The 22,419-nt window shown below is 63.3% G+C and carries 21 protein-coding genes; 8 read left to right on the top strand and 13 right to left on the bottom strand.

The genetic code is table 11. From position 1 onward, the window contains the following. Positions 1-74: 74 nt before the first annotated feature. The 7 genes from GJ654_RS03665 (at position 75) to GJ654_RS03635 (ending at position 7,313) form a co-directional block, all read left to right on the top strand. Positions 75-1,385 carry an MFS transporter gene (locus tag GJ654_RS03665; RefSeq protein WP_155444746.1) on the top strand — a complete coding sequence of 437 codons (1,311 nt, stop codon included), beginning with the start codon at positions 75-77 and terminating at the stop codon, positions 1,383-1,385. Positions 1,386-1,388: 3 nt separating this feature from the next. Next, entirely contained in the window at positions 1,389-2,153 is a 765-nt protein-coding gene (locus GJ654_RS03660) for an alpha/beta fold hydrolase (protein ID WP_425540369.1), read from the top strand. Positions 2,154-2,286: 133 nt separating this feature from the next. Then, positions 2,287-2,487 carry a 50S ribosomal protein L35 gene (gene rpmI, locus GJ654_RS03655; protein ID WP_155444878.1) on the top strand — a complete coding sequence of 67 codons (201 nt, stop codon included), beginning with the start codon at positions 2,287-2,289 and terminating at the stop codon, positions 2,485-2,487. A 41-nt stretch (positions 2,488-2,528) separates the two neighbouring features. Continuing rightward, complete coding sequence (gene rplT / locus GJ654_RS03650) at positions 2,529-2,894, top strand: 50S ribosomal protein L20 (RefSeq protein WP_155444744.1); 366 nt, start codon at positions 2,529-2,531, stop codon at positions 2,892-2,894. Between the two features lie 105 nt (positions 2,895-2,999). Then, positions 3,000-4,082: a phenylalanine--tRNA ligase subunit alpha gene (pheS, locus tag GJ654_RS03645; protein WP_155444743.1), complete on the top strand. Its 1,083-nt coding sequence runs from the start codon at positions 3,000-3,002 to the stop codon at positions 4,080-4,082. Between the two features lie 24 nt (positions 4,083-4,106). Beyond that, entirely contained in the window at positions 4,107-6,536 is a 2,430-nt protein-coding gene (gene pheT / locus GJ654_RS03640; protein WP_155444742.1) for a phenylalanine--tRNA ligase subunit beta, read from the top strand. A 15-nt stretch (positions 6,537-6,551) separates the two neighbouring features. Then, on the top strand, positions 6,552-7,313 hold the full coding sequence (locus GJ654_RS03635) for a VOC family protein (protein ID WP_155444741.1): 762 nt from the start codon (positions 6,552-6,554) through the stop codon (positions 7,311-7,313). Positions 7,314-7,674: 361 nt separating this feature from the next. Here the strand turns inward: GJ654_RS03635 and GJ654_RS03630 are convergent, their stop codons facing one another. The 8 genes from GJ654_RS03630 to GJ654_RS03595 form a co-directional block, all read right to left on the bottom strand. Then, on the bottom strand, positions 7,675-8,115 hold the full coding sequence (locus GJ654_RS03630; protein ID WP_155444740.1) for a nuclear transport factor 2 family protein: 441 nt from the start codon (positions 8,113-8,115) through the stop codon (positions 7,675-7,677). A 1-nt stretch (position 8,116) separates the two neighbouring features. After that, positions 8,117-8,557 carry a nuclear transport factor 2 family protein gene (locus GJ654_RS03625; RefSeq protein WP_155444739.1) on the bottom strand — a complete coding sequence of 147 codons (441 nt, stop codon included), beginning with the start codon at positions 8,555-8,557 and terminating at the stop codon, positions 8,117-8,119. 110 nt (positions 8,558-8,667) lie between these two features. After that, on the bottom strand, positions 8,668-9,108 hold the full coding sequence (locus GJ654_RS03620) for a nuclear transport factor 2 family protein (protein WP_155444738.1): 441 nt from the start codon (positions 9,106-9,108) through the stop codon (positions 8,668-8,670). Between the two features lie 156 nt (positions 9,109-9,264). Then, positions 9,265-9,708, bottom strand: coding sequence for a nuclear transport factor 2 family protein (locus tag GJ654_RS03615; RefSeq protein WP_155444737.1), 444 nt, complete (start codon positions 9,706-9,708; stop codon positions 9,265-9,267). A 15-nt stretch (positions 9,709-9,723) separates the two neighbouring features. Beyond that, a complete protein-coding gene (locus tag GJ654_RS03610; protein WP_155444736.1) occupies positions 9,724-11,334 on the bottom strand; it encodes a fumarate hydratase in 1,611 nt (536 codons plus the stop codon). A 110-nt stretch (positions 11,335-11,444) separates the two neighbouring features. Then, positions 11,445-12,551 carry a calcium:proton antiporter gene (locus GJ654_RS03605; protein WP_155444735.1) on the bottom strand — a complete coding sequence of 369 codons (1,107 nt, stop codon included), beginning with the start codon at positions 12,549-12,551 and terminating at the stop codon, positions 11,445-11,447. Position 12,552: 1 nt separating this feature from the next. Further along, positions 12,553-12,942, bottom strand: coding sequence for a very short patch repair endonuclease (locus GJ654_RS03600; RefSeq protein ID WP_155444734.1), 390 nt, complete (start codon positions 12,940-12,942; stop codon positions 12,553-12,555). 31 nt (positions 12,943-12,973) lie between these two features. Continuing rightward, positions 12,974-13,297 carry a polyhydroxyalkanoic acid system family protein gene (locus GJ654_RS03595; protein WP_155444733.1) on the bottom strand — a complete coding sequence of 108 codons (324 nt, stop codon included), beginning with the start codon at positions 13,295-13,297 and terminating at the stop codon, positions 12,974-12,976. Positions 13,298-13,612: 315 nt separating this feature from the next. Here GJ654_RS03595 and GJ654_RS03590 point away from each other — a divergent pair, with 315 nt between their 5' ends. Next, positions 13,613-15,169 carry an acetyl-CoA hydrolase/transferase family protein gene (locus tag GJ654_RS03590; RefSeq protein WP_155444732.1) on the top strand — a complete coding sequence of 519 codons (1,557 nt, stop codon included), beginning with the start codon at positions 13,613-13,615 and terminating at the stop codon, positions 15,167-15,169. Positions 15,170-15,207: 38 nt separating this feature from the next. On the opposite strand, the gene GJ654_RS03585 is transcribed toward GJ654_RS03590, so the two are convergent. The 5 genes from GJ654_RS03585 to hemN form a co-directional block, all read right to left on the bottom strand. Then, positions 15,208-16,791, bottom strand: coding sequence for an ABC transporter ATP-binding protein (locus tag GJ654_RS03585; protein WP_155444731.1), 1,584 nt, complete (start codon positions 16,789-16,791; stop codon positions 15,208-15,210). After that, entirely contained in the window at positions 16,791-17,885 is a 1,095-nt protein-coding gene (locus GJ654_RS03580; RefSeq protein ID WP_155444730.1) for an ABC transporter permease, read from the bottom strand. The genes GJ654_RS03585 and GJ654_RS03580 overlap by 1 nt, the downstream gene beginning before the upstream one ends. A gap of 2 nt (positions 17,886-17,887) precedes the next feature. Then, positions 17,888-18,991, bottom strand: coding sequence for a microcin C ABC transporter permease YejB (locus tag GJ654_RS03575; protein WP_155444729.1), 1,104 nt, complete (start codon positions 18,989-18,991; stop codon positions 17,888-17,890). Beyond that, positions 18,991-20,868: an extracellular solute-binding protein gene (locus tag GJ654_RS03570; RefSeq protein ID WP_246664571.1), complete on the bottom strand. Its 1,878-nt coding sequence runs from the start codon at positions 20,866-20,868 to the stop codon at positions 18,991-18,993. Before GJ654_RS03570 ends, GJ654_RS03575 begins: the two co-directional genes overlap by 1 nt. A 125-nt stretch (positions 20,869-20,993) precedes the next feature. Further along, positions 20,994-22,346 (bottom strand): oxygen-independent coproporphyrinogen III oxidase, encoded by a 1,353-nt coding sequence (gene hemN / locus GJ654_RS03565; RefSeq protein WP_155444728.1) that lies wholly within the window; start codon positions 22,344-22,346, stop codon positions 20,994-20,996. Positions 22,347-22,419 lie beyond the last annotated feature (73 nt).

The following is a 22,419-nucleotide window of genomic DNA, read 5'->3' as shown; positions in this document are numbered from 1 at the left end:
AAATAAGAATTGCCTAAGGCGTTCGCTTTCTCCCATTCTTCCCGCTCGAACGCGTGTCGGGCGGGAGGACGGGAATGGCCGGAGCCGAAAAAATCGATCCCTTGCGCCTCAAGGCGATCGTGGTCGGTTCGCTCGGCAATCTCGTCGAATATTACGATTTTTATGTCTATGCGGCCTTTTCGCTCTATTTCGCGCCGGCCTTCTTCCCCAAATCCGACGAAATCGCGCAAATGCTGTTTTCGGCCGGCATTTTCGCGCTGGGCTTTTTCATGCGGCCGATCGGCGGCTGGCTGTTCGGCCTGATCGGCGACCGCTACGGCCGCCGGCGTTCGCTGATGCTCTCGGTGCTGATGATGTGCGGCGGTTCGCTGCTGATCGCGCTCACCCCCACTTATGCGCAGATTGGCGTGCTCGCGCCGGCGGCGCTGATGTTCGCCCGGTTGATCCAGGGCCTGAGCCTCGGCGGCGAATATGGCGCCAGCGCCACCTATGTCGCTGAAATGGGAGAGAGCTCGCGGCGCGGGTTCTATTGCAGTTTTCTGTACGTGACCCTGATCGGCGGGCAGCTTGGGGCGCTCTCGGTTCTGCTGGTCCTGCAAAACCTTGTCCTCACGCCGGAGGACTTGCGCGCCTGGGGCTGGCGCATCCCGTTTTTCATCGGCGCGGGCCTGGCTCTTTTCACGCTGTGGATGCGGCGCGACCTGGAAGAGACTCAGGCTTTCAAGAACGCCAGGGCGAAGGGGACGGGCGGCGGCTTGCGGGCGCTGTGGGCGCACCGGCGCGAGGCGCTGATCGTGGTGGGCCTCACCATGGGCGGCACGCTCGCCTTCTATGTCTACACCATCTACATGCAGAAATTTCTGAAGCTCACCGTAGGGCTCTCCGACAAGGAGAGCACTTGGGTCAGCGCCGGCGCGCTGGTGTTCGCGCTGTTGATCCAGCCGCTCTATGGCGCTCTGTCCGACCGCATCGGCCGCCGTCCAGTGCTGCTGGCCTTTGGGATTATGGGAACGCTCGGCACCGTGCCGCTGCTTTCGGTCTTGTCCCGCGCCCACGGCCCCTGGGAGGCGTTTTTCCTCGTTGCGCTCGGCTGGATCATGACCGCGCCCTACACCTCGATCAATGCGGTGGTGAAGGCGGAGCTGTTCCCCGCGAGCTTGCGCGCCACCGGCGTCGGCCTGCCCTATGCGGTGGCGGTGTCGCTTTTCGGCGGCACGGCGGAATATGTGGCGCTGTGGTTCAAGTCGGTGGGGCTTGAAAGCGGCTTTTATTATTACGCCAGCGCGGTGATTTTTTGCTCGCTGCTGGTCTATTTCTTCCTGCCCGACACGAAGAAGACCTCTATGCTGGATCGGGAAGATGCGGACAACGCGCTATTGGAATAGATGGTGGAAGAATTTTTTGTCTCGACGCCGCAGGGGCGGCTGTTTGCCCGACATTGGCCTGCGGACGGCCGGTCGGCGCCGATCATCCTGTTTCATGACTCGCTGGGGTCGGTGGACTTGTGGCGCGACTTTCCGGCGCTTCTGTCGGAAGCGACGGGGCGGGCTGTCCTCGCCTACGATCGTCTGGGCTTTGGACGGTCCGACCCGCGCCGGGGCAGGCTGCCGCCGACCTTCGTCGCCGACGAAGCGCTCAATCTTCCCTATCTCTGCGGGAAATTCGCGGCGGACAGTGTCGTTCTGTTCGGTCACAGCGTCGGCGGCGGCATGGCGCTGTCGGCGGCCGCGCAATTTCCCTCTGTAACGGCGGCCGTCGTCACAGAGGCTGCGCAGGCTTTTGTTGAGGACCGCATTCTTGACGGCATTCGCGCGGCCAAGGCGGATTTCGAAAAACCCGGGCAGTTTGAACGGCTGCGCCGCTACCATGGCGACAACGCGCAATGGGTGCTCGACGCCTGGACCGAAGCCTGGCATTCGGAAGCGTTTGCAGGTTGGACGCTCGACGATGCGTTGCGTCGCGTGACCTGCCCGATCCTGGCGATCCACGGTGAACACGACGAGTATGGATCGGAGGCGCACCCGCGACGCATCGGCGAGCTTCCGGCGAATGGACAGAGCTTGATTCTGCGGGATTGCGGTCACATTCCCCATCGTGAAAAACCGGAGGAGGTTTTGGACGCGGTGAGGGATTTTCTGCGAGACATCGCGTAGGCGCTTGCCAAACGCCCGCGTTTCCCCCTATAAGCCCCGCTCTAATCCGCCCGGCCAGTAAAGGGCTGCCGTGGCGGGTTTTTTGGCTCGTTTCCGAGACCATGGCCGCAAGGCCTCAACAAGTGAGAGCGAAATGCCCAAGCTGAAGACCAAATCCGGCGCGAAAAAGCGCTTCAAGATCACCGGCACCGGCAAGGTGGTCTATGCCCAGCGCGGCAAGCGCCATGGCATGATCAAGCGGACCAAGAAGCAGATCCGCAATCTGCGCGGCACGAACATCCTCTTCAAGACCGACGGGGATAACGTGAAGAAGTTCTTTCTGCCCAACGGCTGATCCCAGCCCGTCCGTAACCAAGTTCAATCTGGAGATCATCCATGGCTCGCGTCAAACGCGGCGTCACCTCGCACGCCAAGCACAAGAAAGTTTTCAAGGCCGCCAAGGGCTTTTATGGCCGCCGCAAGAACACCATCCGCGCCGCCAAGGCCGCCGTCGACCGCTCGATGCAATATGCGACGCGCGACCGCCGCGCCAAGAAGCGCACCATGCGCTCCCTGTGGATTCAGCGCCTCAACGCCGCCGTGCGTGAGTTCGGCCTGACCTACAGCCGCTTCATCGACGGCCTCGCCAAGGCCGGCGTCGAGGTGGACCGCAAGGTTCTCTCCGAACTCGCCATTTCCGAGCCGACGGCTTTCGCCGCCATCGTGGAAAAGGCCAAGGCCGCGCTGCCCGCCGCCGCCTGATTTTCGGTCACGCGATTTGAAGAAGCCCGCTGCGACCCGGCGGGCTTTTTTGCTTTCCAGCGTTCTTTCCGCGTGGCATTACGCGCTGCAACGCAAGGTTTTCACATGTCCGATCTGCAAGAACTCGAAGCTGCAACCCTCGCCGCCGTAGACGCCGCCGCCGACGAGGCCGCGCTGGAAAACGTCCGCGTCGCCGCGCTCGGAAAAAAGGGGTCCATTTCCGCCCTGCTCGCCACGCTCGGCAAAATGTCGCCGGAGGAGCGCAAGACCGAAGGGGCGAAAATCAACGCCCTGAAGGACAAGGTCGGCGAGGCGCTTTCTTCGCGCAAGGCCATGCTCAAGGACGTTGCGCTTAAAGCCCGGCTGGCGAGCGAAACGCTCGACGTGACCCTGCCGACCCGCGCTGGCGCGCTGGAGAGCGGTCGCATCCACCCGATTTCGCAGGTCATGGACGAACTGACCGCGATTTTCAGCGACATGGGCTTTTCCATCGCCGAAGGCCCGGATGTCGAAAGCGACGACTATAATTTCACCAAGCTGAATTTTCCGCCCGGACATCCGGCGCGCGAAATGCACGACACGTTTTTCTTCAACCGCAAGGCCGATGGCGAGCGCAAGCTTTTGCGCACCCACACCTCGCCGGTGCAGGTGCGCACCATGCTGAAAAACCCGCCGCCGATCCGCGTGATCTGCCCGGGCCGCACCTATCGCTGCGATTCCGATCAGACGCATACGCCGATGTTCCATCAGGTCGAAGGTCTGGTGATCGACCGCAAGGCGCATATGGGCCATTTGAAGTGGATCCTCGAAGAGTTTTGCAAGACCTTCTTCGAAGTGCCCAATGTGAAGATGCGCTTCCGTCCCAGCTTCTTCCCCTTCACTGAGCCGTCGGCGGAAGTGGACATTCAGTGCTCGCGAAAGGGCGGCGAAATGCGCTTCGGCGAGGGCGACGACTGGCTCGAAATCTTGGGATGCGGCATGGTCCATCCCAATGTGTTGCGCAATTGCGGCGTCGATCCCGACGAATTCCAGGGCTTTGCCTGGGGCATGGGCATCGACCGCATCGCCATGCTGAAATATGGCATGAACGACCTGCGCGCCTTCTTCGAGGCCGATGTGCGCTGGCTCCAGCACTATGGTTTCAGGCCGCTCGACCTGCCGACGCTTGCCGGCGGCCTTTCGAGCTGAACCCGCGCTTTTCAGAGATAGACGATGAAATTCACGCTCTCCTGGCTGAAAAGCCACCTCGATACCCAGGCGTCGCTGACCGAAATCGCCGAAACCCTCACGAGGATCGGCCTTGAAGTCGAAGGTCTGGAAAATCCGGCCGAAACCCTTGGCGGCTTCCGCATCGCGCGGATCGTGACGGCGGAGCCGCATCCCAACGCCGATCGCTTGCGCGTCTGCCAGGTCGATGTCGGCGAGGCCGCGCCCTTGCAGGTGGTTTGTGGCGCGCCGAACGCGCGCGCCGGCCTGAAAACCGTGTTCGCGGCGCCGGGGACCTATATCCCCGCCAAGAATTTCACCATCGCCAAGGGGGTGATCCGCGGCGTCGAATCCGGGGGCATGATGTGCTCGCCCGAGGAACTGGGCCTTGAGGGGGATTCGAGCGGCATTTTCGAACTGGCCGAGGACGCGCCGGTCGGGACGTCCTACGCCGCTTACGCCGGGCTCGACGATCCGCTGATCGAGATCAACCTCACGCCCAATCGCTCGGATGCGGCGAGCGTTTACGGCATCGCCCGCGACCTCGCGGCGGCCGGCCTGGGCAAACTCAAGGGCTTTTCGCCGGCGCCTGTCGCTGGCGCCTTCCCCTGTCCGGTGACGCCGACGTTGGATTTCGCCGCTGAGGACGCCAGGCTGGCGCCGCTGTTCGCGCTGCGTCTGGTGCGCGGCGTCAAGAATGGTCCCAGCCCGGAATGGCTACAAAAACGCCTCAAGAGCATTGGCCTGCGCCCGATCAACGCGCTGGTGGACATCACCAATTTCATGACCATTGATCGCGGGCGGCCGCTCCACGTGTTCGACGCCGCCAAGGTTTTTGGCGATCTGGTCATTCGCTGCGCCAAGGCCGGGGAAAGCCTCGTTGCGCTCGACGGCAAGACCTATGCGTTGGATGAGAATGTCGTGGTGATCGCTGACAATCACGGCGTCGAATCGCTCGCCGGCGTGATGGGCGGCGAGAGCACCGGTTGCGACGAGACCACCACCGATGTGCTGATCGAATCCGCGCTGTGGGACCCGGCGAACATCGCCCAAACAGGCCGAAAACTGGGCATTGTCTCCGATGCGCGCTATCGGTTTGAGCGCGGCGTTGATCCTGAGTTTACGGTTCCGGGCTTGGAGCTGGCGACGCGCATGGTTTTGGCGCTGTGCGGCGGGGAGGCGTCGGAAATTTCGGTCGCGGGCGCTGTCCCCGCGCTTGCCGAGGCCATTGATTTCCCACTGTCGGAAGTGCAGCGCCTGACCGGCGTTGCGCTCGATCCCAGCGACATGACGGCAAAACTGGAGGAACTCGGTTTTGCTCTTGCGGCGCAGCCCTGCAACGCCGGCCACATCCAGGTGCGCGCCCCGAGCTGGCGCCCCGACATCGAGGGCAAGGCCGATCTGGTCGAAGAGATCATCCGTCTTGCCGGTCTCGACCGCATCACGCCGACGCCGCTGGAGCGCGAAGGGTCTGTCGCCGGCGCGGTGCTGACCCTGTTGCAACGGCGCGTGCGCTCCTCTCGTCGCGCCCTGGCGTCGCGCGGCATGGTCGAGGCGGTCACCTGGTCGTTCATCTCGAAAGCGCAGGCCGAACTTTTCGGCGGCGGCGCGCCGGAATTGGCGCTCGCAAATCCCATCGCCGCCGATTTGTCGGACATGCGGCCGAGCCTCGTTCCCGGCCTGATCGCCGCCGCGAAAAGCAATTTTGCACGCGGCTTTGGCGACATCGCTTTGTTCGAAGTCGGTCAGGTTTTTCGAAGCGACGCCGAGGACGGCCAGTTCCTCGCCGCCGCGGGCCTGCGGCGAGGAACCGCCAAGCCGGCCGGCGCCGGCCGTCACTGGGACGGCAAGGCGGGGTCTGTCGATGTGTTCGATGTGAAAGCGGACCTGTTCGCTCTGCTTTCGGTGCTTGGGGTTTCCGCGCAATCCGTGCAGCTTGTTTCCGGTGGTCCGGCTTTTTTGCATCCGGGACGCTCGGCCACGCTGCAATTCGGCCCGAAAAATATTTTGGGTTGGTTCGGCGAGCTTCACCCGCGCGCGCTGGAGGCGCTGGATGCGATGGGGCCGCTGGTCGCTTTCGAAATCCTCCTCGATGTTCTGCCCGCGCCCAAGGCGAAGCCGACGCGCGCGAAACCGAAGCTGGAGCTGTCCGACTTCCAGCCGCTGGAGCGCGATTTCGCCTTCATTGTCGACAGCCAGGTCAAGGCCGCCGACCTGATCAAGGCGGCTCAGGGCGCAGACCGGCAGATGATCGTCAATGTCGGCGTGTTCGATCTTTATCAGGGGCCGGGCGTTCCTGAGGGAAAGAAATCCGTGGCGCTCAACGTGACCTTGCAGCCGCGGGAAAAAACGCTGACGGATGTCGAGATCGACGCGGTCAGCGCCAAGATCGTCGCCGAGGTCGGCAAGAAGACGGGGGCCGAACTGCGCGGCTGAAAACGGGAGGCGGAGATGGCGGAAGGTTTTTGCTGGTTTGAGCTGCTGACGGACGACATCGACGCCGCGCGCGATTTTTATGGCAAGGTCATCGGCTGGACCGAGGCGCCGGCGCCGGGGGATCGCGCCTACCACATCTTTTCCGCCGGCAAGAGTCCGGTCGCCGGGCTGATGCGGCTTCCCGACGAGGCCAAGGCGCAGGGCGCGCGGCCGTCGTGGATGGGTTACATTTCCTGCGCCGATGTGGACGCGGAAGTCGCGGCTGTTTCCGCCGCCGGCGGCAAGGTTTGGCGCGTGCCTGAGACCATCGAGGGCGTCGGCCGGTTCGCCGTCGTCTCCGATCCGCTCGGCGCCGCTTATTGCCTCTGGCGGGATTTGGTTGGCCAAGAGCCCGCGGAGGTCCCGCCGATGACCCCGGGTCATGTCGGCTGGCATGAGCTGTTCACCGAAGACGTCGACGCGGCCATGGACTTCTATGCCGCGCGCTACGGCTGGACGAAAACCCAGGACCTCGACATGGGCCCGATGGGGGTTTACCGGCTGTTCGCGACCGGCGACATGGCGGTGGGCGGCATGATGAAGCGGCCGGAACAAATCCCGCAGGCGTTCTGGGGCTATTATTTTGTTGTCGATGCGCTGGACGCCGCCATCGAACGGGTGGAGCAGACCGGGGGGACCAAACTCATGGGTCCCGCCGAAGTGCCCGGAGGGGCCTGGATCGCGCAATTCTTCGATCCCCAGGGCGCCTATTTCGCGCTGGTCGCGGCGAAGCGTTGAGACGAGTCGCCGTCCTTCTTCTGCTGTTGCTTGGCGCCGATGGGGTCGCGCGGGCGGCGTCTGACCCTTGCGCAAAATATGCCGACGCCGACGCCTACAATTATTGCCTCGCCGGGTCGGGGCCGGTGGCGCGCTCGCGCTCCCTGGGCGCGGCGCCGGCTGCCGAGGCGCCCGTCGCCCAAAAAAACCGGCGCGTGTCGCGCCGGGCTGCAACAAAACCGTCGAGCCCGCGTTTGCCGGCCGGCGTCGTTCAAAAACCTGCTCCCAGGGGGCGCGTCCGCCTCCAGATTATTCTGCGTTAGGTTTTTGTTTTCACGCGTTTTCTTTACGCGAACCGGCATCCACTTCGCTTGAAAACGCGCTAGATTTCATCGAGTTCAGCGAGCGTGACCGTGTCGGCCACCTCGGACAAGCCGATGACCAAACCATCGCGGAAGCGCACGAAGTCGGCGATATCGACATCGGCGACGCGGTTGGTGCCGCGATGGCGCACGCGCGCCGTGCGTCGGATCGCAACGCTTTCGCCGTCGATGGTCAAGCTGTGCACGGTCGAGCCAAGATTTTCATACTGAGTCATGAGGCACATCATCGCCTTCGCGACATTGGCCTTGCCTTTCACCGGACCGGAGTAGGGAAGGGCCATCCAGCCGCCGCGCACCTCGAAGACGATGTCGTCGGCGACATAGTCCAGCATGGCGCGAAGATTGTTTTCCGCGCGAAGCTCAAGCAGGCGTCGGACGCGGGTTTCAATCAGCTGGCGATCGACCTCGGCCAGCGCGTTGAGTGTTTCCTTGCTGCGCAAATCAGCATTCCTCCAGCCGCGCCATGGCGAGCGAATCGAGTAATTCCGTGAGTTCGGTCACCAGGCCGTCGCGAAAACGCAGGAAATCCACCACGGCGACACCCGCGCTGCGGCCGGTGCCGAGGTGACGCAGACGCGTGGTGCGGCGCACGGCGACGCGGTCGCCGTCGATGACGATGTCGTGGACTTCGGAGCCGAGGCTCTGGAACTGGGTGAAGAGATTGCCGAACGCCTGGGTCACCGCCGCCTTGCCCCGGACCGGCCCGGGAAAGGGAAACATGCTCCAGTTGCCGATCATCTGACAGGCGATGTCTTCCGAGAAGAACGACATCAAGCCGGCCATGTCGCCCGCCGAGCAGAGGCTCAGCATCTCGTGGATGCGCGTTGCGAACAATTCGCGGTCAACGCTCGCGATGTGAGCAAGGTCTTGGAGGCTTTGCATCGGCGCTCCTGAACTCGGGCAAAGTCGTCTCTTGCGGTCCGACTCCGCGCCGAGTTATTGACGGAATACAACCCTCTAGATGCAATTTCGAAACCCCGCCTTGCGCAGGATCAACCTTCTTCGAGTCGGGCGATGGCGAGGGAATCGACGATTTCAATGATCTCGACGATCAGACCGTCGCGGAAACGCAAGAAATCCGCGATTTCCACGTCGCCGACCCGTCCCGTGCCGTAGTTGCGCAGGCGGGTTGTCCGGCGCAAGGCGACGCTGTCGCCATCGATCACGACGTCATGCGCCGTCGAGCCCAGGTTTTGCAACTCTGTGTAGATCGTGGTGAGCGCGCGCGCCCAGGCCTCCTTGCCGCGCGCGCGCCGCGCACTGGGAAAAATGCTCCAGTTGCCGATCAGCTCGAAAACGACATCGTCCGAAAAAAGCGCGAGCAGGCCAGGCAGATCCCGTGCAACCAGCCGGTCGTTAATGGCCTGAAGCCGCGACTCAATGAAGCCGCGATCGACGGTGGGTATGCGGGTGAGAACGTGCAAGCTCTGCATCAACAATCCCGAGCCGTTTGAAAGGCTCAGCTCCCTGAATGTTTCTGCCCCCGATCTGATCGGAAACGTTGTCTTGGCATTTCTCGATTTTCCCGCCGGGTTTTCAAGCGTTGCAACTACGTAGCTGCAAAATGCGCGCGCGTGCGTTGCACGAAATCAACATTCCTCAAGGTCGGCTATGGCCCGGGAATCGACGATCTCCGTGAATTCCACGACCAGACCATCGCGAATTCGCAGGAAATCAACGATTTTGATGTCGCCGACCCGGCCGGTTCCATAGCTGCGCAGGCGGGTGGTGCGCCGCAGCGCGATACGATCACCGTCGATGACAAGGTCGTCCAATGTCGAGCCGAGGTTTTCGACACTCGTGTAGATTGTAATGAGGGCCTGCGCCAGAACGTCCTTGCCGCGCAATCGACCCGCCTGCGGAAAGATGCTCCAGTTGCCGATCAGCTCGAATTCGATCTCGTCGGCGAAGAACGCCATCAAACGCGAAAAGTCCGTCCCGGCGGCCAGCAGTTCGAAATAGGCGTGGACCTGCGTTTCCACGCGTTCGCGATCGATGGTTGCGATCCGGGCGAGATCTTCCGGGCTTTGCATCGGCGCGGCTGAACCTCAGCTGAGGTTCAGCTCCTTGAAGAAATCGTTGCCCTTGTCGTCGACGACGATGAAGGCGGGGAAATCCTCGACCTCGATCTTCCAGATCGCCTCCATGCCGAGCTCGGGATATTCGAGCAACTCGACCTTCTTGATGCAATCCTGCGCCAGACGCGCGGCCGGGCCGCCGATCGAGCCGAGATAGAAGCCACCGTGCGTCTTGCACGCCTCCGTCACCTGGGCGGAGCGGTTGCCCTTGGCGAGCATCACCATGGAGCCGCCATGGGACTGGAACAGGTCGACATAGGCGTCCATGCGGCCCGCGGTGGTCGGCCCGAACGAGCCCGAGGCGTAATTGGCCGGCGTCTTGGCCGGTCCCGCGTAATAGACCGGATGGTTCTTGAGATAGTCGGGCATGGGGTCGCCCTTTTCCAGCCGCTCCCGGATTTTCGCGTGGGCGAGGTCGCGGGCGACCACGATGGTTCCCGTGAGCGAAAGCCTCGTCTTGACCGGATATCGGGACAGCTTCGCCAAAACCTCCTTCATCGGCTGGTTCAGGTCGATCTTGACCACATCGCCGCCGAGTTCGCCTTCGATCGCCGGCAGATATTTGGCGGGATTGCGCTCCAGTTCCTCGACGAACACCCCGTCCCCGGTGATTTTTCCCAGGCACTGGCGGTCGGCCGAGCAGGACACGCCGATGCCGATCGGCAGCGAGGCGCCGTGGCGCGGCAGACGGATGACGCGGACGTCGTGACAAAAATATTTGCCGCCGAATTGCGCGCCGACGCCGAGGTCCTGGGTGAGTTTGTGGATTTCGGCTTCCAGCGCCAGATCGCGGAAAGCGTGGGCGTCTTCGCCGCCTTCGGTCGGCAGCGTGTCGAGATAGCGCGCCGAGGCCAGCTTCACCGTCTTGAGGTTCAGCTCCGCCGACAGGCCGCCGATGACGATGGCGAGGTGATAGGGCGGGCAGGCGGCGGTGCCGAGCGCCAGGATCTGTTTTTTCAAAACCTCGAGCAGCCGGTCATGGCTGAGCATGGAAGGCGTGCCCTGGACCAGATAGGTCTTGTTGGCGGAGCCGCCGCCCTTGGCCATGAACAGGAATTTGTAATAATCCTCGCCCTCTTCATAAATGTCGATCTGGGCGGGGAGATTGGTGCGCGTATTCGTCTCCTCGAACATGGAGACGGGCGCGAGCTGGGAATAGCGCAGGTTGCGTTTTTCGTAGGCGTCCTTCACGCCCTCCGACAGCGCGGCCTCGTCGCCGCCCTTGGTGAAGACGCGGCGGCCCTTCTTGCCCAGGATGATGGCGGTGCCGGTGTCCTGGCACATGGGCAGCACGCCGCCGGCGGCGATATTGGCGTTTTTCAAGAGGTCGAAGGCGACGAACTTGTCGTTGCCGGTCGCCTCGGGATCGTCAAGAATTTTGCGCAGTTGCGCGAGATGGCCAGGGCGCAGCAGATGGTTGATGTCGCCCATCGCCGTTTCCGCAAGCAGGCGAATGGCCTCGGGCTCCACCACCAAAATGTCCTCGCCATCGAATTTTTCGACGCGAACGCCCTTGTCGGTCAGTTTGCGATAGGGCGTTTCATCCTTGCCGAGAGGAAACAGCGGGGCATAGGCGGACATGGCGACATCCCGAAATTTTTCAGTTGGGCGCGCTTGTAAGGAATTTTCGCCGCCCTTCCAAGAGCGGCGATGGGATGAGGCCTTGGTCCTCAAAGGTTTGCGGGAAATACTTAAGGGAAAACCGTAAACCCGATGAAGACGAAGAAAATCGTCAGGTGGACGGCGCCCTGCAACAGGGTGGCGCGGCCGATGCCCAGCGTCACCGTGCTGACGAACAGGGTCAGCAGCAGCAGGGAGGTGTTCAGCCGGTCGAGGCCAAGCACCAGCGGGGCGCCGAGCAGGAAGCTGGCCACGGCGACGACGGGAATGGTCAGGCCAATGCTCGCCAGCGCCGAGCCGATGGCGAGGTTGAGGCTGGTCTGGGTCTCGTTGCGGTTCGCGGCGAACAAGGCTGAAATCACCTCCGGCAACAGCACCAGGGTGGCGACACAGACGCCGATGACGGCCGGCGGCAGCCCGGCGGCCAACACCATCGCCTCCAGCGCCGGGGTGAGGCTTTTCGCCAGCAGCACGACGGCCGCCAGTGAGAACGTCAAGAGGCCAAAGTTGGCGAAGGTCCGGGGCCAGCTCAGCGCGCTGCGATCCACCTGGTGGGGTTCGAGGCCGTCGGCCTCGCTGAGGAAATCGAGGGGGTGGCGCACCGACTGCACAAAGACGAAGACCAGATAGAGCACCAGGGCGGCGGAAGCGACCATCACCAGTTGCGGCATGGAAAAATGGGGGCCGGGCGCGGTGTCGGTGACATTGGGCTCAACCAGGGTCAGGACCGCGAGCGTCGCCAGGGTCACCAGCGCGCCGGTGGTTCCCTCCAGGCGGAACTCGACGCGGCGATAGCGCAGGTCGCCGATCACCAGGCAGGCGCCGATCAGGCCATTCAAGACGATCATCACCACGGCGAACAGGGAGTCGCGCGCCAGGGCCGCGTTGCGGGCGGGGTCGGCGACCATCAGCGAGACGATCAGCCCCGCCTCGATGCAGGTGACCGCGAGCGCGAGCACGAGCGCGCCATAGGGCTCGCCGATCTTCGCGGCGACGGCCTGCGCGTGGCGCACCGCGGCGAACACCACGGCCACCAGCAGCCCGGACGCAAAGATCTTCACGGCGGGCGAGTCAAGATCGAGCACGTGGGCGTATTTCGCCGCCAGCAGCGCCAGCGCCAGCAGCGGCGCGGCGATCGACCAGGCCGGCGTGCGGCGAAGGGTTTCGATGGATTCCAAATCAACCTCGCAAAAAATCTTCAAGTCGCGCCGCAAGCGTCTGCCGGTCGCGGGTTTCGCATTCCCATACCGTCAGCACGGACCAGCGCTGCGCCGCATAATGCGCCAGAATTTTTTCGTCCCGTTCACGGTTGCCCGCGATCTTGCGGCGCCAGTATTCGGCGTTGGTCTTGGGCATGCGCGCGCCGCGCTTGCAGTCGTGCCCGTGCCAAAAGCATCCGTGGACGAAAATGGCCTTCTTGCGGCCGATATAGACGATGTCGGGCGCGCCCGGAAGGTCGCGCCGGCACAGGCGATAGCCGGGCGCGATCGCTCGCAGCAGGCCGCGCACAAGACGCTCGGGCGTGGTGTCCCGGCCCTTGACCGCGCGCATGACGTCGGAACGGTCCATCGTCGGGCCCAAGCGATGCTTTCGCGCATCCTTAAATTTTGGGGGGAGGTAGGCGCAGCACTTCCTCCGTCTTCTTGGCGATCTTGTTCGTGATCGTTTCGCCGATCGCCGCGAGCAGCCACGGCAGGTCGATGGTGACGCGGACCAATTCGGGCAGGAATTCCAGGCCGCCTCTCAGCGTCTGGCCCATGGCGGTGACGGTGAGGTCGGCGCGGCCCTGGCCCCAGACGATGTCCACCGCCGAGAGTTTGTCTCCGAGCTTGTCCTGAACCGCGCCGAATCCATTGCGGACCCGGCGCTCGGCTTCCGCCGCGCCCAGCTTGTGCGGCACGTCGACGCTGATAGTCTTGCCCATGATGCCCCCGATTGAAGTGCGGATTATCGCCGAAGTCCGTTTGCGCACAAGGCCGGGAGCGGCCTCAAAACGCGCGAAGAGTTATGCGATCTGCGCATGGTTGCTGCGCGAATTTACTTGAAATTCGCAGGTGCAGCAAGCTGTCTTTATTGCTGTTTTTTCAAAGCTTTGCCGAGAATCTCGTGCTGCGTTGCAACGAAAGGTGAGAGCAAATTCCCCCCAAAACAACCAGATGATTATTCCATCGTCGCATAGCTAAACTTCCAATGCGCAGATTATACGCAACTTCCCGTCATCCCCAGGGAATAAAGCGCCATGGCCGGTAACCGCATTCGCAATGCCCAGCTTCGCAGCAAGATCATGACGGCGGACCAAGCCGCAGCCTTGATCCCTAAGGGTAGCAATGTCGGCATGTCCGGGTTCACCGGCGCCGGCTATCCCAAGGAAGTGCCGCTGGCGCTGGCGGATCGCATGAACGCCGCGGCCGCGGCGGGCGAAAAATTCAAGATTTCGGTGTGGACCGGCGCCTCCACCGCACCGGAACTGGATGGCGCGCTCGCCAAGGTCGACGGCATGGAGATGCGCCTGCCCTATCAATCCGATCCGATCTGCCGCAAGCGCATCAACGCCGGCGAGATGGAATATCTCGACATTCACCTGTCGCACGTCGGCCAGTTCGTCTGGGGCGGCTATCTCGGCAAACTCGACGTCGCTATCATCGAAGTCGTCGGCATCCGCGAGGACGGCTCGCTGATCCCCTCGTCTTCGGTGGGCAACAACAAGACCTGGCTCGACTGCGCCGACAAGGTCATCATTGAGGTCAACAACTGGCAGAACGAAGCGCTGGAGGGGATGCACGACATCTATTACGGCACGCAACTGCCGCCCAAGCGCAAGCCGATCCCGATGATCACGGCCTCCGATCGCATCGGCGAAACCTGCCTGCGCTGCGATCCCGCAAAAATCATCGCCATCGTCGAGACCCACTCGCCCGACCGCAACTCGCCGTTCACGCCGCCGGACGAGAATTCAAAGCTGATCGCCAGCCACATCATCGACTTTTTGGGCCATGAGGTGAAGCGCGGCCGCCTGCCCAAGGAGCTGCTGCCGCTGCAATCCGGCGTGGGCAATGTCGCCAACGCCGTGATGGAACAGTTGCAGGACGCGCCCTACGACAATCTCATGGCCTATACGGAAGTGTTGCAGGACGGCATGTTCAACCTGCTGCGCTCCGGCAAGATGAGCTTTGCCTCGGCGACGGCGCTGTCGCTGAGCCCCGAAGCGGCGGAAGAATTCAATCGCGACGTGCATCTCTATCGCGAAAAGATCGTGCTGCGCCCACAGGAGATTTCGAACCACCCCGAGGTCATCCGCCGCCTCGGTCTGATCGCCATGAACGGCCTGATCGAGGCCGATATTTACGGCAACGTGAACTCCACCCACATTCGCGGGTCGAGCATCATGAACGGCATCGGCGGCTCCGGCGATTTCGCCCGCAACAGCTGGCTATCGATCTTCATGACGCCGTCGCAGGCCAAGAACGGCGCGGTGTCCTGCATCGTGCCGATGGCGACCCATGTCGATCACACCGAGCATGACGTGCAGGTGATCGTCACCGAGCAGGGCCTCGCCGACCTGCGCGGTCTCTCGCCGAAGAAGCGCGCGCGCGTCATCATCGACAATTGCGCGCATCCGTATTTCAAGCCGGCGCTGAACGAATATTTCGAGCGTTCCGTGAAATATTCGCACGGCCAGCACACGCCGCACATTCTCGACGAAGCCTTCACCTTCCTGCCCGAATGGCAAGCCGACAAGGCGGCGCAGGACGCCTGGAAGGAAGACAGCCTGGTGCAGGCCGACGCCTGGAAGTGATTTTTTGCGTCGCGCGGGGCGTTTGTCCCGCGCGAATTTCAGAGGTCGAAAGCGGCGGCGAACAGGTCCTGCGTGTATTTTGCGCGCGGATTGGCAAAAATCTCCGCGGCCGTGCCCTGCTCGACCGCCTTGCCGTCGCGCAGCACGATGATTTCGGACGCCAGCGCCTTCACCACCTTCAAATCGTGGCTGATGAACAGGTAGGACAGGCTCCGCCTGTCCTGAAGCGCGCGCAAGAGGTCGACGATTTGCGCCTGAACCGAGCGGTCGAGCGCGGAGGTCGGTTCGTCCAGCACGATCACGTCAGGATCGAGCGCAAGGGCGCGGGCGATGGCGATGCGCTGGCGCTGGCCGCCGGAAAATTCGTGGGGATAGCGGTCCATGGTCGCGGGATCGAGCCCGGTGTCGGCCAGCGCGCGGGCGACAAGCTTGCGACGTTCGTCTGCTGACAGGCCCCTGTCCTGGACAATCAAGCCTTCCTCGACGATCTCGGCCACCGACAGGCGCGGCGACAGCGAGCCATAGGGGTCCTGGAACACGATCTGCAATTTTTTCCGCAACGGCCGCATCTTATTTGCGCCGAGCGTGTCGATGTTCTGGCCGAGATAGAGGATCGGCCCCTCCGAGCGGATCAGCCGCAGCAGCGCCAGGCCCAGCGTGGTTTTTCCAGAACCGGATTCGCCGACCACCGCCAGCGTTTGACCCTTGCGCAGGCTGATCGACACGCCGTCCACCGCTTTCACATAGGAGGTTACGCGGCGGAAAAGGCCTGATTTGATCGGGAACCAGACGCGCAGATTGTCGGCCGACAACACTTCGGGGGCGGACGTATCGGCGGGCGGCGGGTCGCCCTGGGGTTCAGCGGCTAGCAGCATTTTGGTATATTCGTGCTGCGGATTTGCAAAGATCTCGGCGGTGGGGCCGGTTTCGACCACGCTTCCTCCGCGCATCACCGCGACCTCATCGGCCATCCTTTTGACCAACCCGAGATCGTGCGTGATGAACAGGATGGCCATGCCGTGGCGCTTTTGCAGATCGCGCAACAGGTCGAGGATTTGCGCCTGAATGGTCACGTCGAGCGCTGTGGTCGGTTCGTCGGCGATCAAGAGGTCGGGGTTGTTGGCGAGCGCCATGGCGATCATCACGCGCTGGCGCTGCCCGCCGGACAGTTCGTGCGGATAGGCGCCCATGCGCGCCTCGGCGTTTTGCAGCCCGACTTCCTTGAGCAGTTCAAGGGTTCGGGCGCGGCGGGCCTGCGCCGAGGCCATGCCGTGGATTTCGAGGATTTCGCCGATCTGCTTTTCGATGACATGCAGAGGGTTGAGCGAGGTCATCGGCTCCTGGAACACCATGCCGATGCGCACGCCGCGCAGGTCGCGAAGCGTGCTTTCGGGAGCCGTGGTCAGCTCCTGCCCGTCGAAACGGATGGAGCCGCCAACGATTTTCGCGCCGGGCGCCAGCAGGCGCACCACGGCGAGCGCCGTGACCGATTTGCCCGAGCCGGACTCGCCGACAAGGCCCAGCGTTGTGCCGCGCGCCAGCTTGAGCGAGGCGTTTTGCACCGCTGGGGTGTCGCCGAAGGAGACGGAGAGATTTTGGATGCGAAGCAGGGGCTGGTCCATCACACCGTCTTTCGCGGATCATAGGCGTCGCGCAGCGCCTCGCCGATGAAGACCAGCAGCGACAGGGTCACGGCAATGACCGCGAAACCGGACAGGCCGAGCCAGGGCGCCTGCAAATTGCTCTTGCCCTGCAGCAACAGCTCGCCCAGCGAAGGCGATCCCGGCGGCAGCCCAAAACCCAAAAAATCCAGCGAGGTGAGGGTGGTGATCGAGGCGCTGAGGATAAACGGCAAGAAGGTCAGCGTCGCCACCATGGCGTTGGGCAGCACGTGCTTGACCATGATCTTCCGATTGCTCAGGCCAAGCGCCCTTGCCGCGCGCACGTAGTCAAAATTCCGGGCGCGCAAAAATTCGGCGCGCACCACATGGACGAGATTGACCCACGAGAACGCCAGCAGGATGCCGAGCAGCACGAAAAAGCTCGGCGTGACGATGGCCGAGAGGATGATGAGCAAATAGAGGCTTGGCAGCGATGACCAGATTTCGATGAAGCGCTGCATCAACAAGTCGGTCCAGCCGCCGAAATAACCCTGCACCGCACCGGCGCTCACCCCCACCACCGACGAGATCGAAGCGAGCAGCAGGCCGAACAGGACGGAGATTCGAAAACCGTAGATCAGCCGCGCCACCACGTCGCGGCCCTGGTCGTCGGTGCCGAGCCAGTTCCATTCGATGTCCTGGCAATTCTTGGCCGGGCCGCCTGCAAACGTCTTGCCCTTGGCGCATTGCGCGTCGGTCAGCGTCCACGTCGGCGGCGCCGGCGCCGGGGTCGGCAGGCTGAGATTGTGGGTGTTGTAGGAATAGCGGATCGGCGGCCAGAGCATCCAGCCGTTGGTCTCGATCTCTTTTTGAATGACGGGGTCGCGGTAGTCGGTTTCCGCCAAAAAGCCGCCGAATTTCTCTTCCGGATAGTTTTGGAGCGCAGGGAACAGCAGTTCGCCCTTGTACCACGCGAGGATCGGGCGGTCGTTGGCGATGAATTCCGCGCCCAGCGACAGGATAAAGGCGATCAGGAACAGCCAGAGCGCCCAGAAACCGCGACGGTTGCTGGCGAAGGCCCGCAGACGCCGCATGGTGATCGGGGTGAGTTTCATCGTCAGGTTTCCCGAGTCTCGAAATCGATGCGCGGATCGATCCAGGCATAGGTGAGGTCTGACAGCAGGTTGATGAACAGGCCCAGCAGGGCGAAAATGTAGAGGTTGGCGAAGACCACGGGATAGTCGCGGTTGAGCGTCGATTCAAATGACAGCAACCCCAGGCCGTCGAGCGAGAAGATCGTTTCGATCAGCAGCGAGCCGGTGAAAAAGGCGGAGATGAAGGCGCCGGGAAAACCGGAGATCACGATCAGCATGGCGTTGCGAAACACGTGGCCGTAGAGCACGCGGCCCTCCGTCAGCCCCTTCATGCGCGCCGTCGTGACATATTGCTTGCGGATTTCTTCGAGGAAGGCGTTCTTGGTCAGGAACGTGGTCGTCGCAAAGCTGCCGAGCGTGAGCGCGCTCACCGGCAGGACGATGTGCCAGAGATAGTCCTTGATTTTGTCGAACGTCGAAAGCGTGGCGAAGTCATCCGAGGTCAGCCCGCGCAGCGGGAAAATCTGCCAGAACGAGCCGCCGGCGAACAGCACGATCAGCAGGATGGCGAAGAGAAAACTCGGGATGGCGTAGCCGACGATGATGACGGCGGACGTCCAGGTGTCGAGCCGTTCGCCCTCGCGGCGCGCCTTGGCGATGCCGAGCGGGATCGAAATGGCGTAGGACAGCAGAGTCATCCACAGGCCAAGCGACATGGACACCGGCAGCTTGTCGCGGATCAACTGGAGGACAGGGGCGTCGCGGAAATAGGAGCGGCCGAAGTCGAACATGGCGTAATTGCGGATCATCAGCCAGAACCGTTCCAGCGGCGGCTTGTCGAAGCCGAATTGCTTTTCCAACTCCGCGATGAATTTGGGGTCGAGGCCCTGCGCGCCGCGATACTTTCCGGAAAATTCCGCGCCGGCGCCGGGCCGCGCCCCGGCCAGCGTCGATTGCGCGCCGCCGCCGAAGCGGGAGGTCGCGCCGGAATCCTGCCCCTGCATCTGCGCGATGACCCGCTCGACGGGGCCGCCGGGCGCGAATTGCACGATGAGGAAGGACAGGGCCAAAATCCCGAACAAGGTCGGGATCATCAGCAGCAGGCGGCGCGCGATGTAAAAGATCATCAGCCCCGGGCCTTGGTCGCGGCGGCTTTTTCCGCGTCCCACCACCACAGCTGGGAATAGGAGAGATCGAGGCGGGGGGTGACGTCGGGATGGCCGAAGAAGTCCCAGGAGGCGATGCGGCGCGACGAGGCGTGCCAGTGCGGAATCCAGTAGCGGCCGGCGCGCAGCACGCGGTCGAGCGCGCGGCAGATCACGATCAACTGGGCGCGCGACTTGGCCTGGAGCGCCTGGTCCACCAGCGCGTCCACGGCGGGATTGTCGATGCCCGGCAGGTTCATGCCGCCCGGCGCTTTTCCGGAAACCGAGCCGAAATAGGCCAGCAGTTCGTCACCCGGGACGCCGCCGATCATTTTTCGATCCGTGATCATGTCGAAATCGTAATTGTCGATGCGCGACTTGTATTGCGCGGAATCCACCACCCGCAGGTTCGCCTCGATGCCGAGCAGGCGCATGTTCTTGAACATGGGTTGCACGACCTTGTCGAAGGCGTTGTTGAACTCCAGCGCTTCAAAGGCGAGCGGCGTTCCGTCGGGCAGCAGCAATTGTGTGCCCTTGCGCTGGCAGCCTGCCTCCTTGAGCAGGGTGCTGGCGCGTTGCAGGAGAGCGCGGTCCTGCCCCGAACCGTCTGACACCGGCGGCACGAAGGGCATGCCGAAAACTTCCGCCGGAATTTTGTCGCGCAAGGGTTCGAGGATCGCCAGTTCCTCCGGCGAAGGCGGGTCCACCGCCTTCATCGCGGTATTTTCAAAATAGCTGACGTTGCGCGTATAGGCGCCATAGAACAGGTTGCGGTTCGACCATTCGAAATCGAGGCAAAGGCCCATCGCCTCGCGGATGCGGGGGTCCCTAAACTGGGGACGGCGCATGTTGAAGAAGAAGCCCTGGAAGCCGGGGCTGCGCTTGTCGGGAAATTCCTTTTTCGTGACGCGCCCGTCGCGCATGGCTGGGAAATCGTAGCCGGTCGCCCATTCCGAAGCCGTAAAACTCTCGTGCAGGTTGACCTGGCCTGACTTGAACGCTTCAAAGCCGACCGCGCGCTCGCCAAAATAGTCGTAGCGGATCAAGTCAAAATTGCCCTGGCCGCGATTGACCGGCAGGTCTTTGCCCCAATAGTCCTTGACGCGCTCGTAGGCGATGTAGCGGCCCTGTTCGAACGCGCCGATCTTGTAGGCGCTGGAGCCCAGCGGCGGCTCCAGTCCGGCGCGGCCGAAATCGCGCTTGGCGTAGTGGGCGGCCGAAAAAATCGGCTGTCCCGCGACGTTGAGGATGGAGTCGCGCCCAAACCCGTCCTTCAAGACCACCAGCACGCGGTCGGGGGCCTCGGCTTCGACGCGATCGACATCGCGCAGCAATTGGCGGATCAGGGGATGGCCCTTTTCGCGCAGCACGTTGAGCGAAAACACCACGTCGGCGGCGGTCAGGAGCGAGCCGTCGTGGAAGCGGGCCTGCTTGCGCAGGAAAAAGCGGTACGTCTTCTTGTCGTCGGTAAATTCGACCGCTTCCGCCACGAGGCCGTAGAGCGTGTTGTCCTCGTCGAGGCTGCCGGCCATCAGCGTGTCGTAGACGAGGCTCAGGCCCTGCGCGGGATTGCCCTGGAGGATAAAACCGTTGAGGGAGTCCCAGGAACTGCCGCCCGCCTCCATGATCAATTGGCCGCCCTTGGGCGCGTCAGGCCGGGCGTAGGGGAAGGCCTGGAAATCCGGGGGCAGGGCGAGGTCGCCGAAGGAGGACAGGCCGTGGCTGCGATGCATCCCCTGTTCGGCGCGCGCGCCGCGCAGGATCGGCAGGGTCGCGGCGGCGGCGAGGACGGCGCGGCGGGAAAAGACGAGTTTTTCGGAAATCATGCGGGCTGGGCGCTCCGGGGGCTCGACAAACATTCGCCGGCCATTATGTCGGTTTTGCGCACGGCGGCCATAGCGTTTGACGAAGAAACGCGTCGAAACGAAAAAAGGAGCCGGCGACGTTTTTGAACGGCCGCCGGCTCCGGATGTGTTGACTTGCCTCAGACCGCGACGCTGTGCTTGGCGGCGCGCGCTTTCAGATAGGCGTCGAAGGCCGCGGCGACCAGACGCATGAAGGGACGGCCGGGCTCGGTCAGCGCGACGGTCCGCCCTTCCTGGGTCGCGACGCCATCGCGAACGAGCTGCGACAGTTCCTCTTGCGCGCCGTCGAAGGCGGCGGCGTCGCCGAGCATTTTTTCCGCGATCGCGCCGTAATCGACGCTGAAATCACACATTAGCCGCTCGATCACCGCCGCGCGGGCGATGTCCTCGCGGGTGAAGGCGACGCCTTTGACCACGCTGAACTGGCCGGCCTCGACGGCGCGGCGCCAGCCGCCGACATCGGGGGCGTTCTGGATATAGCCCTGCGGCAGCTTGCCAATCGACGACGCGCCAAACGGCAGCATGGCGTCGGCCTGATCGACCGTATAGCCCTGGAAGTTGCGGCGCAGCGTTCCGTTGCGCGCGGCGATCGCCATCGGGTCCGACGGCAGGGCGAAATGGTCGAGGCCGATGGCCTGATAGCCCTTGGTCACCAGCGTTTCGCGGGTGATCGCGGCCTGGCGCAGGCGCTCGGCGGCGCCGGGCAGGGCGGCGGCGTTGATGAGTTGCTGGCGCTTGGCGAACCAGGGGGCGTGGGCGTAGCCGAAAATGGCGAGACGGCTCGGGTTCAGCGAGGCCGCCAGCTCGGCGGTGCGGATCACGTCGTCTTCGGTCTGATAGGGCAGGCCGTACATCAGGTCGAGGTTGATCGCCTTGAAACCGCTGGCGCGCAGATCGGCGACGCACTTTTCCACGACATCGAACGGCTGGACGCGGCCGATGGCCTGCTGGACGTGGTCGTTGAGGTCCTGCACGCCGAGGCTGACGCGGTTGAAGCCGGCGGCGGCGAGGGAGTCGGTCAGCTCGCGGTCGGCGTGGCGCGGGTCGATCTCGATGGAGATTTCGGCGCCCGGGGCGAAGGCGAAGCGGCTGCGCAGCGCGTCGGTCAGGGCGAGCAGGCGGGCGCCGCCGAGCAGGCTCGGGGTGCCGCCGCCCCAATGGGCGTGGGTGACGGTGCGCGCGGGGGTCGCATTGGCGACAAGCTCGATTTCGCGCTCAAGCGTCGCGGCATAGGCGTCGAGCGGCTCGGCTTTTTGCGTCGCCTTGGTGTGGCAGCCGCAATAGGTGCACAGCTCGCGGCAATAGGGCACGTGAACGTAAAGCGACAGGCGCGCCCGCGGATCGAGCGCGCGCAGCCACTCACCGGCTTTTTCCGCGCCCACGGCGTCGGAAAAGTGGGGGGCTGTCGGATAGCTCGTGTAGCGAGGGACCGACTTTTCGGCTAGGACCAGACTGGACGAAAGAGTGCTCATGTTCCCTCTTAGACATAAGTCAAGCGCGCGCTCCTTGACGCGGATCAAACGCCTCTGCCTGATCCATTGCTTT

The sequence above is a fragment of the Rhodoblastus acidophilus genome (assembly GCF_009720655.1).
Classification (GTDB): domain Bacteria; phylum Pseudomonadota; class Alphaproteobacteria; order Rhizobiales; family Beijerinckiaceae; genus Rhodoblastus; species Rhodoblastus acidophilus_A.
Note: the sequence above shows the minus strand (reverse complement) of the source record. Positions and strands in the feature narration are given on the sequence as shown.

What these genes read in the sequence shown, in the direction of transcription:
- GJ654_RS03665 (WP_155444746.1), top strand. Translation starts at nt 75, where the DNA reads ATGGCCGGAGCCGAAAAAATCGATCCCTTGCGCCTCAAGGCGATCGTG.
- rpmI (WP_155444878.1), top strand. Translation starts at nt 2,287, where the DNA reads ATGCCCAAGCTGAAGACCAAATCCGGCGCGAAAAAGCGCTTCAAGATC.
- rplT (WP_155444744.1), top strand. Translation starts at nt 2,529, where the DNA reads ATGGCTCGCGTCAAACGCGGCGTCACCTCGCACGCCAAGCACAAGAAA.
- pheS (WP_155444743.1), top strand. Translation starts at nt 3,000, where the DNA reads ATGTCCGATCTGCAAGAACTCGAAGCTGCAACCCTCGCCGCCGTAGAC.
- pheT (WP_155444742.1), top strand. Translation starts at nt 4,107, where the DNA reads ATGAAATTCACGCTCTCCTGGCTGAAAAGCCACCTCGATACCCAGGCG.
- GJ654_RS03635 (WP_155444741.1), top strand. Translation starts at nt 6,552, where the DNA reads ATGGCGGAAGGTTTTTGCTGGTTTGAGCTGCTGACGGACGACATCGAC.
- GJ654_RS03625 (WP_155444739.1), bottom strand. Translation starts at nt 8,557, where the DNA reads ATGCAAAGCCTCCAAGACCTTGCTCACATCGCGAGCGTTGACCGCGAA.
- GJ654_RS03620 (WP_155444738.1), bottom strand. Translation starts at nt 9,108, where the DNA reads ATGCAGAGCTTGCACGTTCTCACCCGCATACCCACCGTCGATCGCGGC.
- GJ654_RS03615 (WP_155444737.1), bottom strand. Translation starts at nt 9,708, where the DNA reads ATGCAAAGCCCGGAAGATCTCGCCCGGATCGCAACCATCGATCGCGAA.
- GJ654_RS03610 (WP_155444736.1), bottom strand. Translation starts at nt 11,334, where the DNA reads ATGTCCGCCTATGCCCCGCTGTTTCCTCTCGGCAAGGATGAAACGCCC.
- GJ654_RS03600 (WP_155444734.1), bottom strand. Translation starts at nt 12,942, where the DNA reads ATGGACCGTTCCGACGTCATGCGCGCGGTCAAGGGCCGGGACACCACG.
- GJ654_RS03595 (WP_155444733.1), bottom strand. Translation starts at nt 13,297, where the DNA reads ATGGGCAAGACTATCAGCGTCGACGTGCCGCACAAGCTGGGCGCGGCG.
- GJ654_RS03590 (WP_155444732.1), top strand. Translation starts at nt 13,613, where the DNA reads ATGGCCGGTAACCGCATTCGCAATGCCCAGCTTCGCAGCAAGATCATG.
- GJ654_RS03585 (WP_155444731.1), bottom strand. Translation starts at nt 16,791, where the DNA reads ATGGACCAGCCCCTGCTTCGCATCCAAAATCTCTCCGTCTCCTTCGGC.
- GJ654_RS03580 (WP_155444730.1), bottom strand. Translation starts at nt 17,885, where the DNA reads ATGAAACTCACCCCGATCACCATGCGGCGTCTGCGGGCCTTCGCCAGC.
- GJ654_RS03575 (WP_155444729.1), bottom strand. Translation starts at nt 18,991, where the DNA reads ATGATCTTTTACATCGCGCGCCGCCTGCTGCTGATGATCCCGACCTTG.
- GJ654_RS03570 (WP_246664571.1), bottom strand. Translation starts at nt 20,868, where the DNA reads ATGTTTGTCGAGCCCCCGGAGCGCCCAGCCCGCATGATTTCCGAAAAA.
- hemN (WP_155444728.1), bottom strand. Translation starts at nt 22,346, where the DNA reads ATGAGCACTCTTTCGTCCAGTCTGGTCCTAGCCGAAAAGTCGGTCCCT.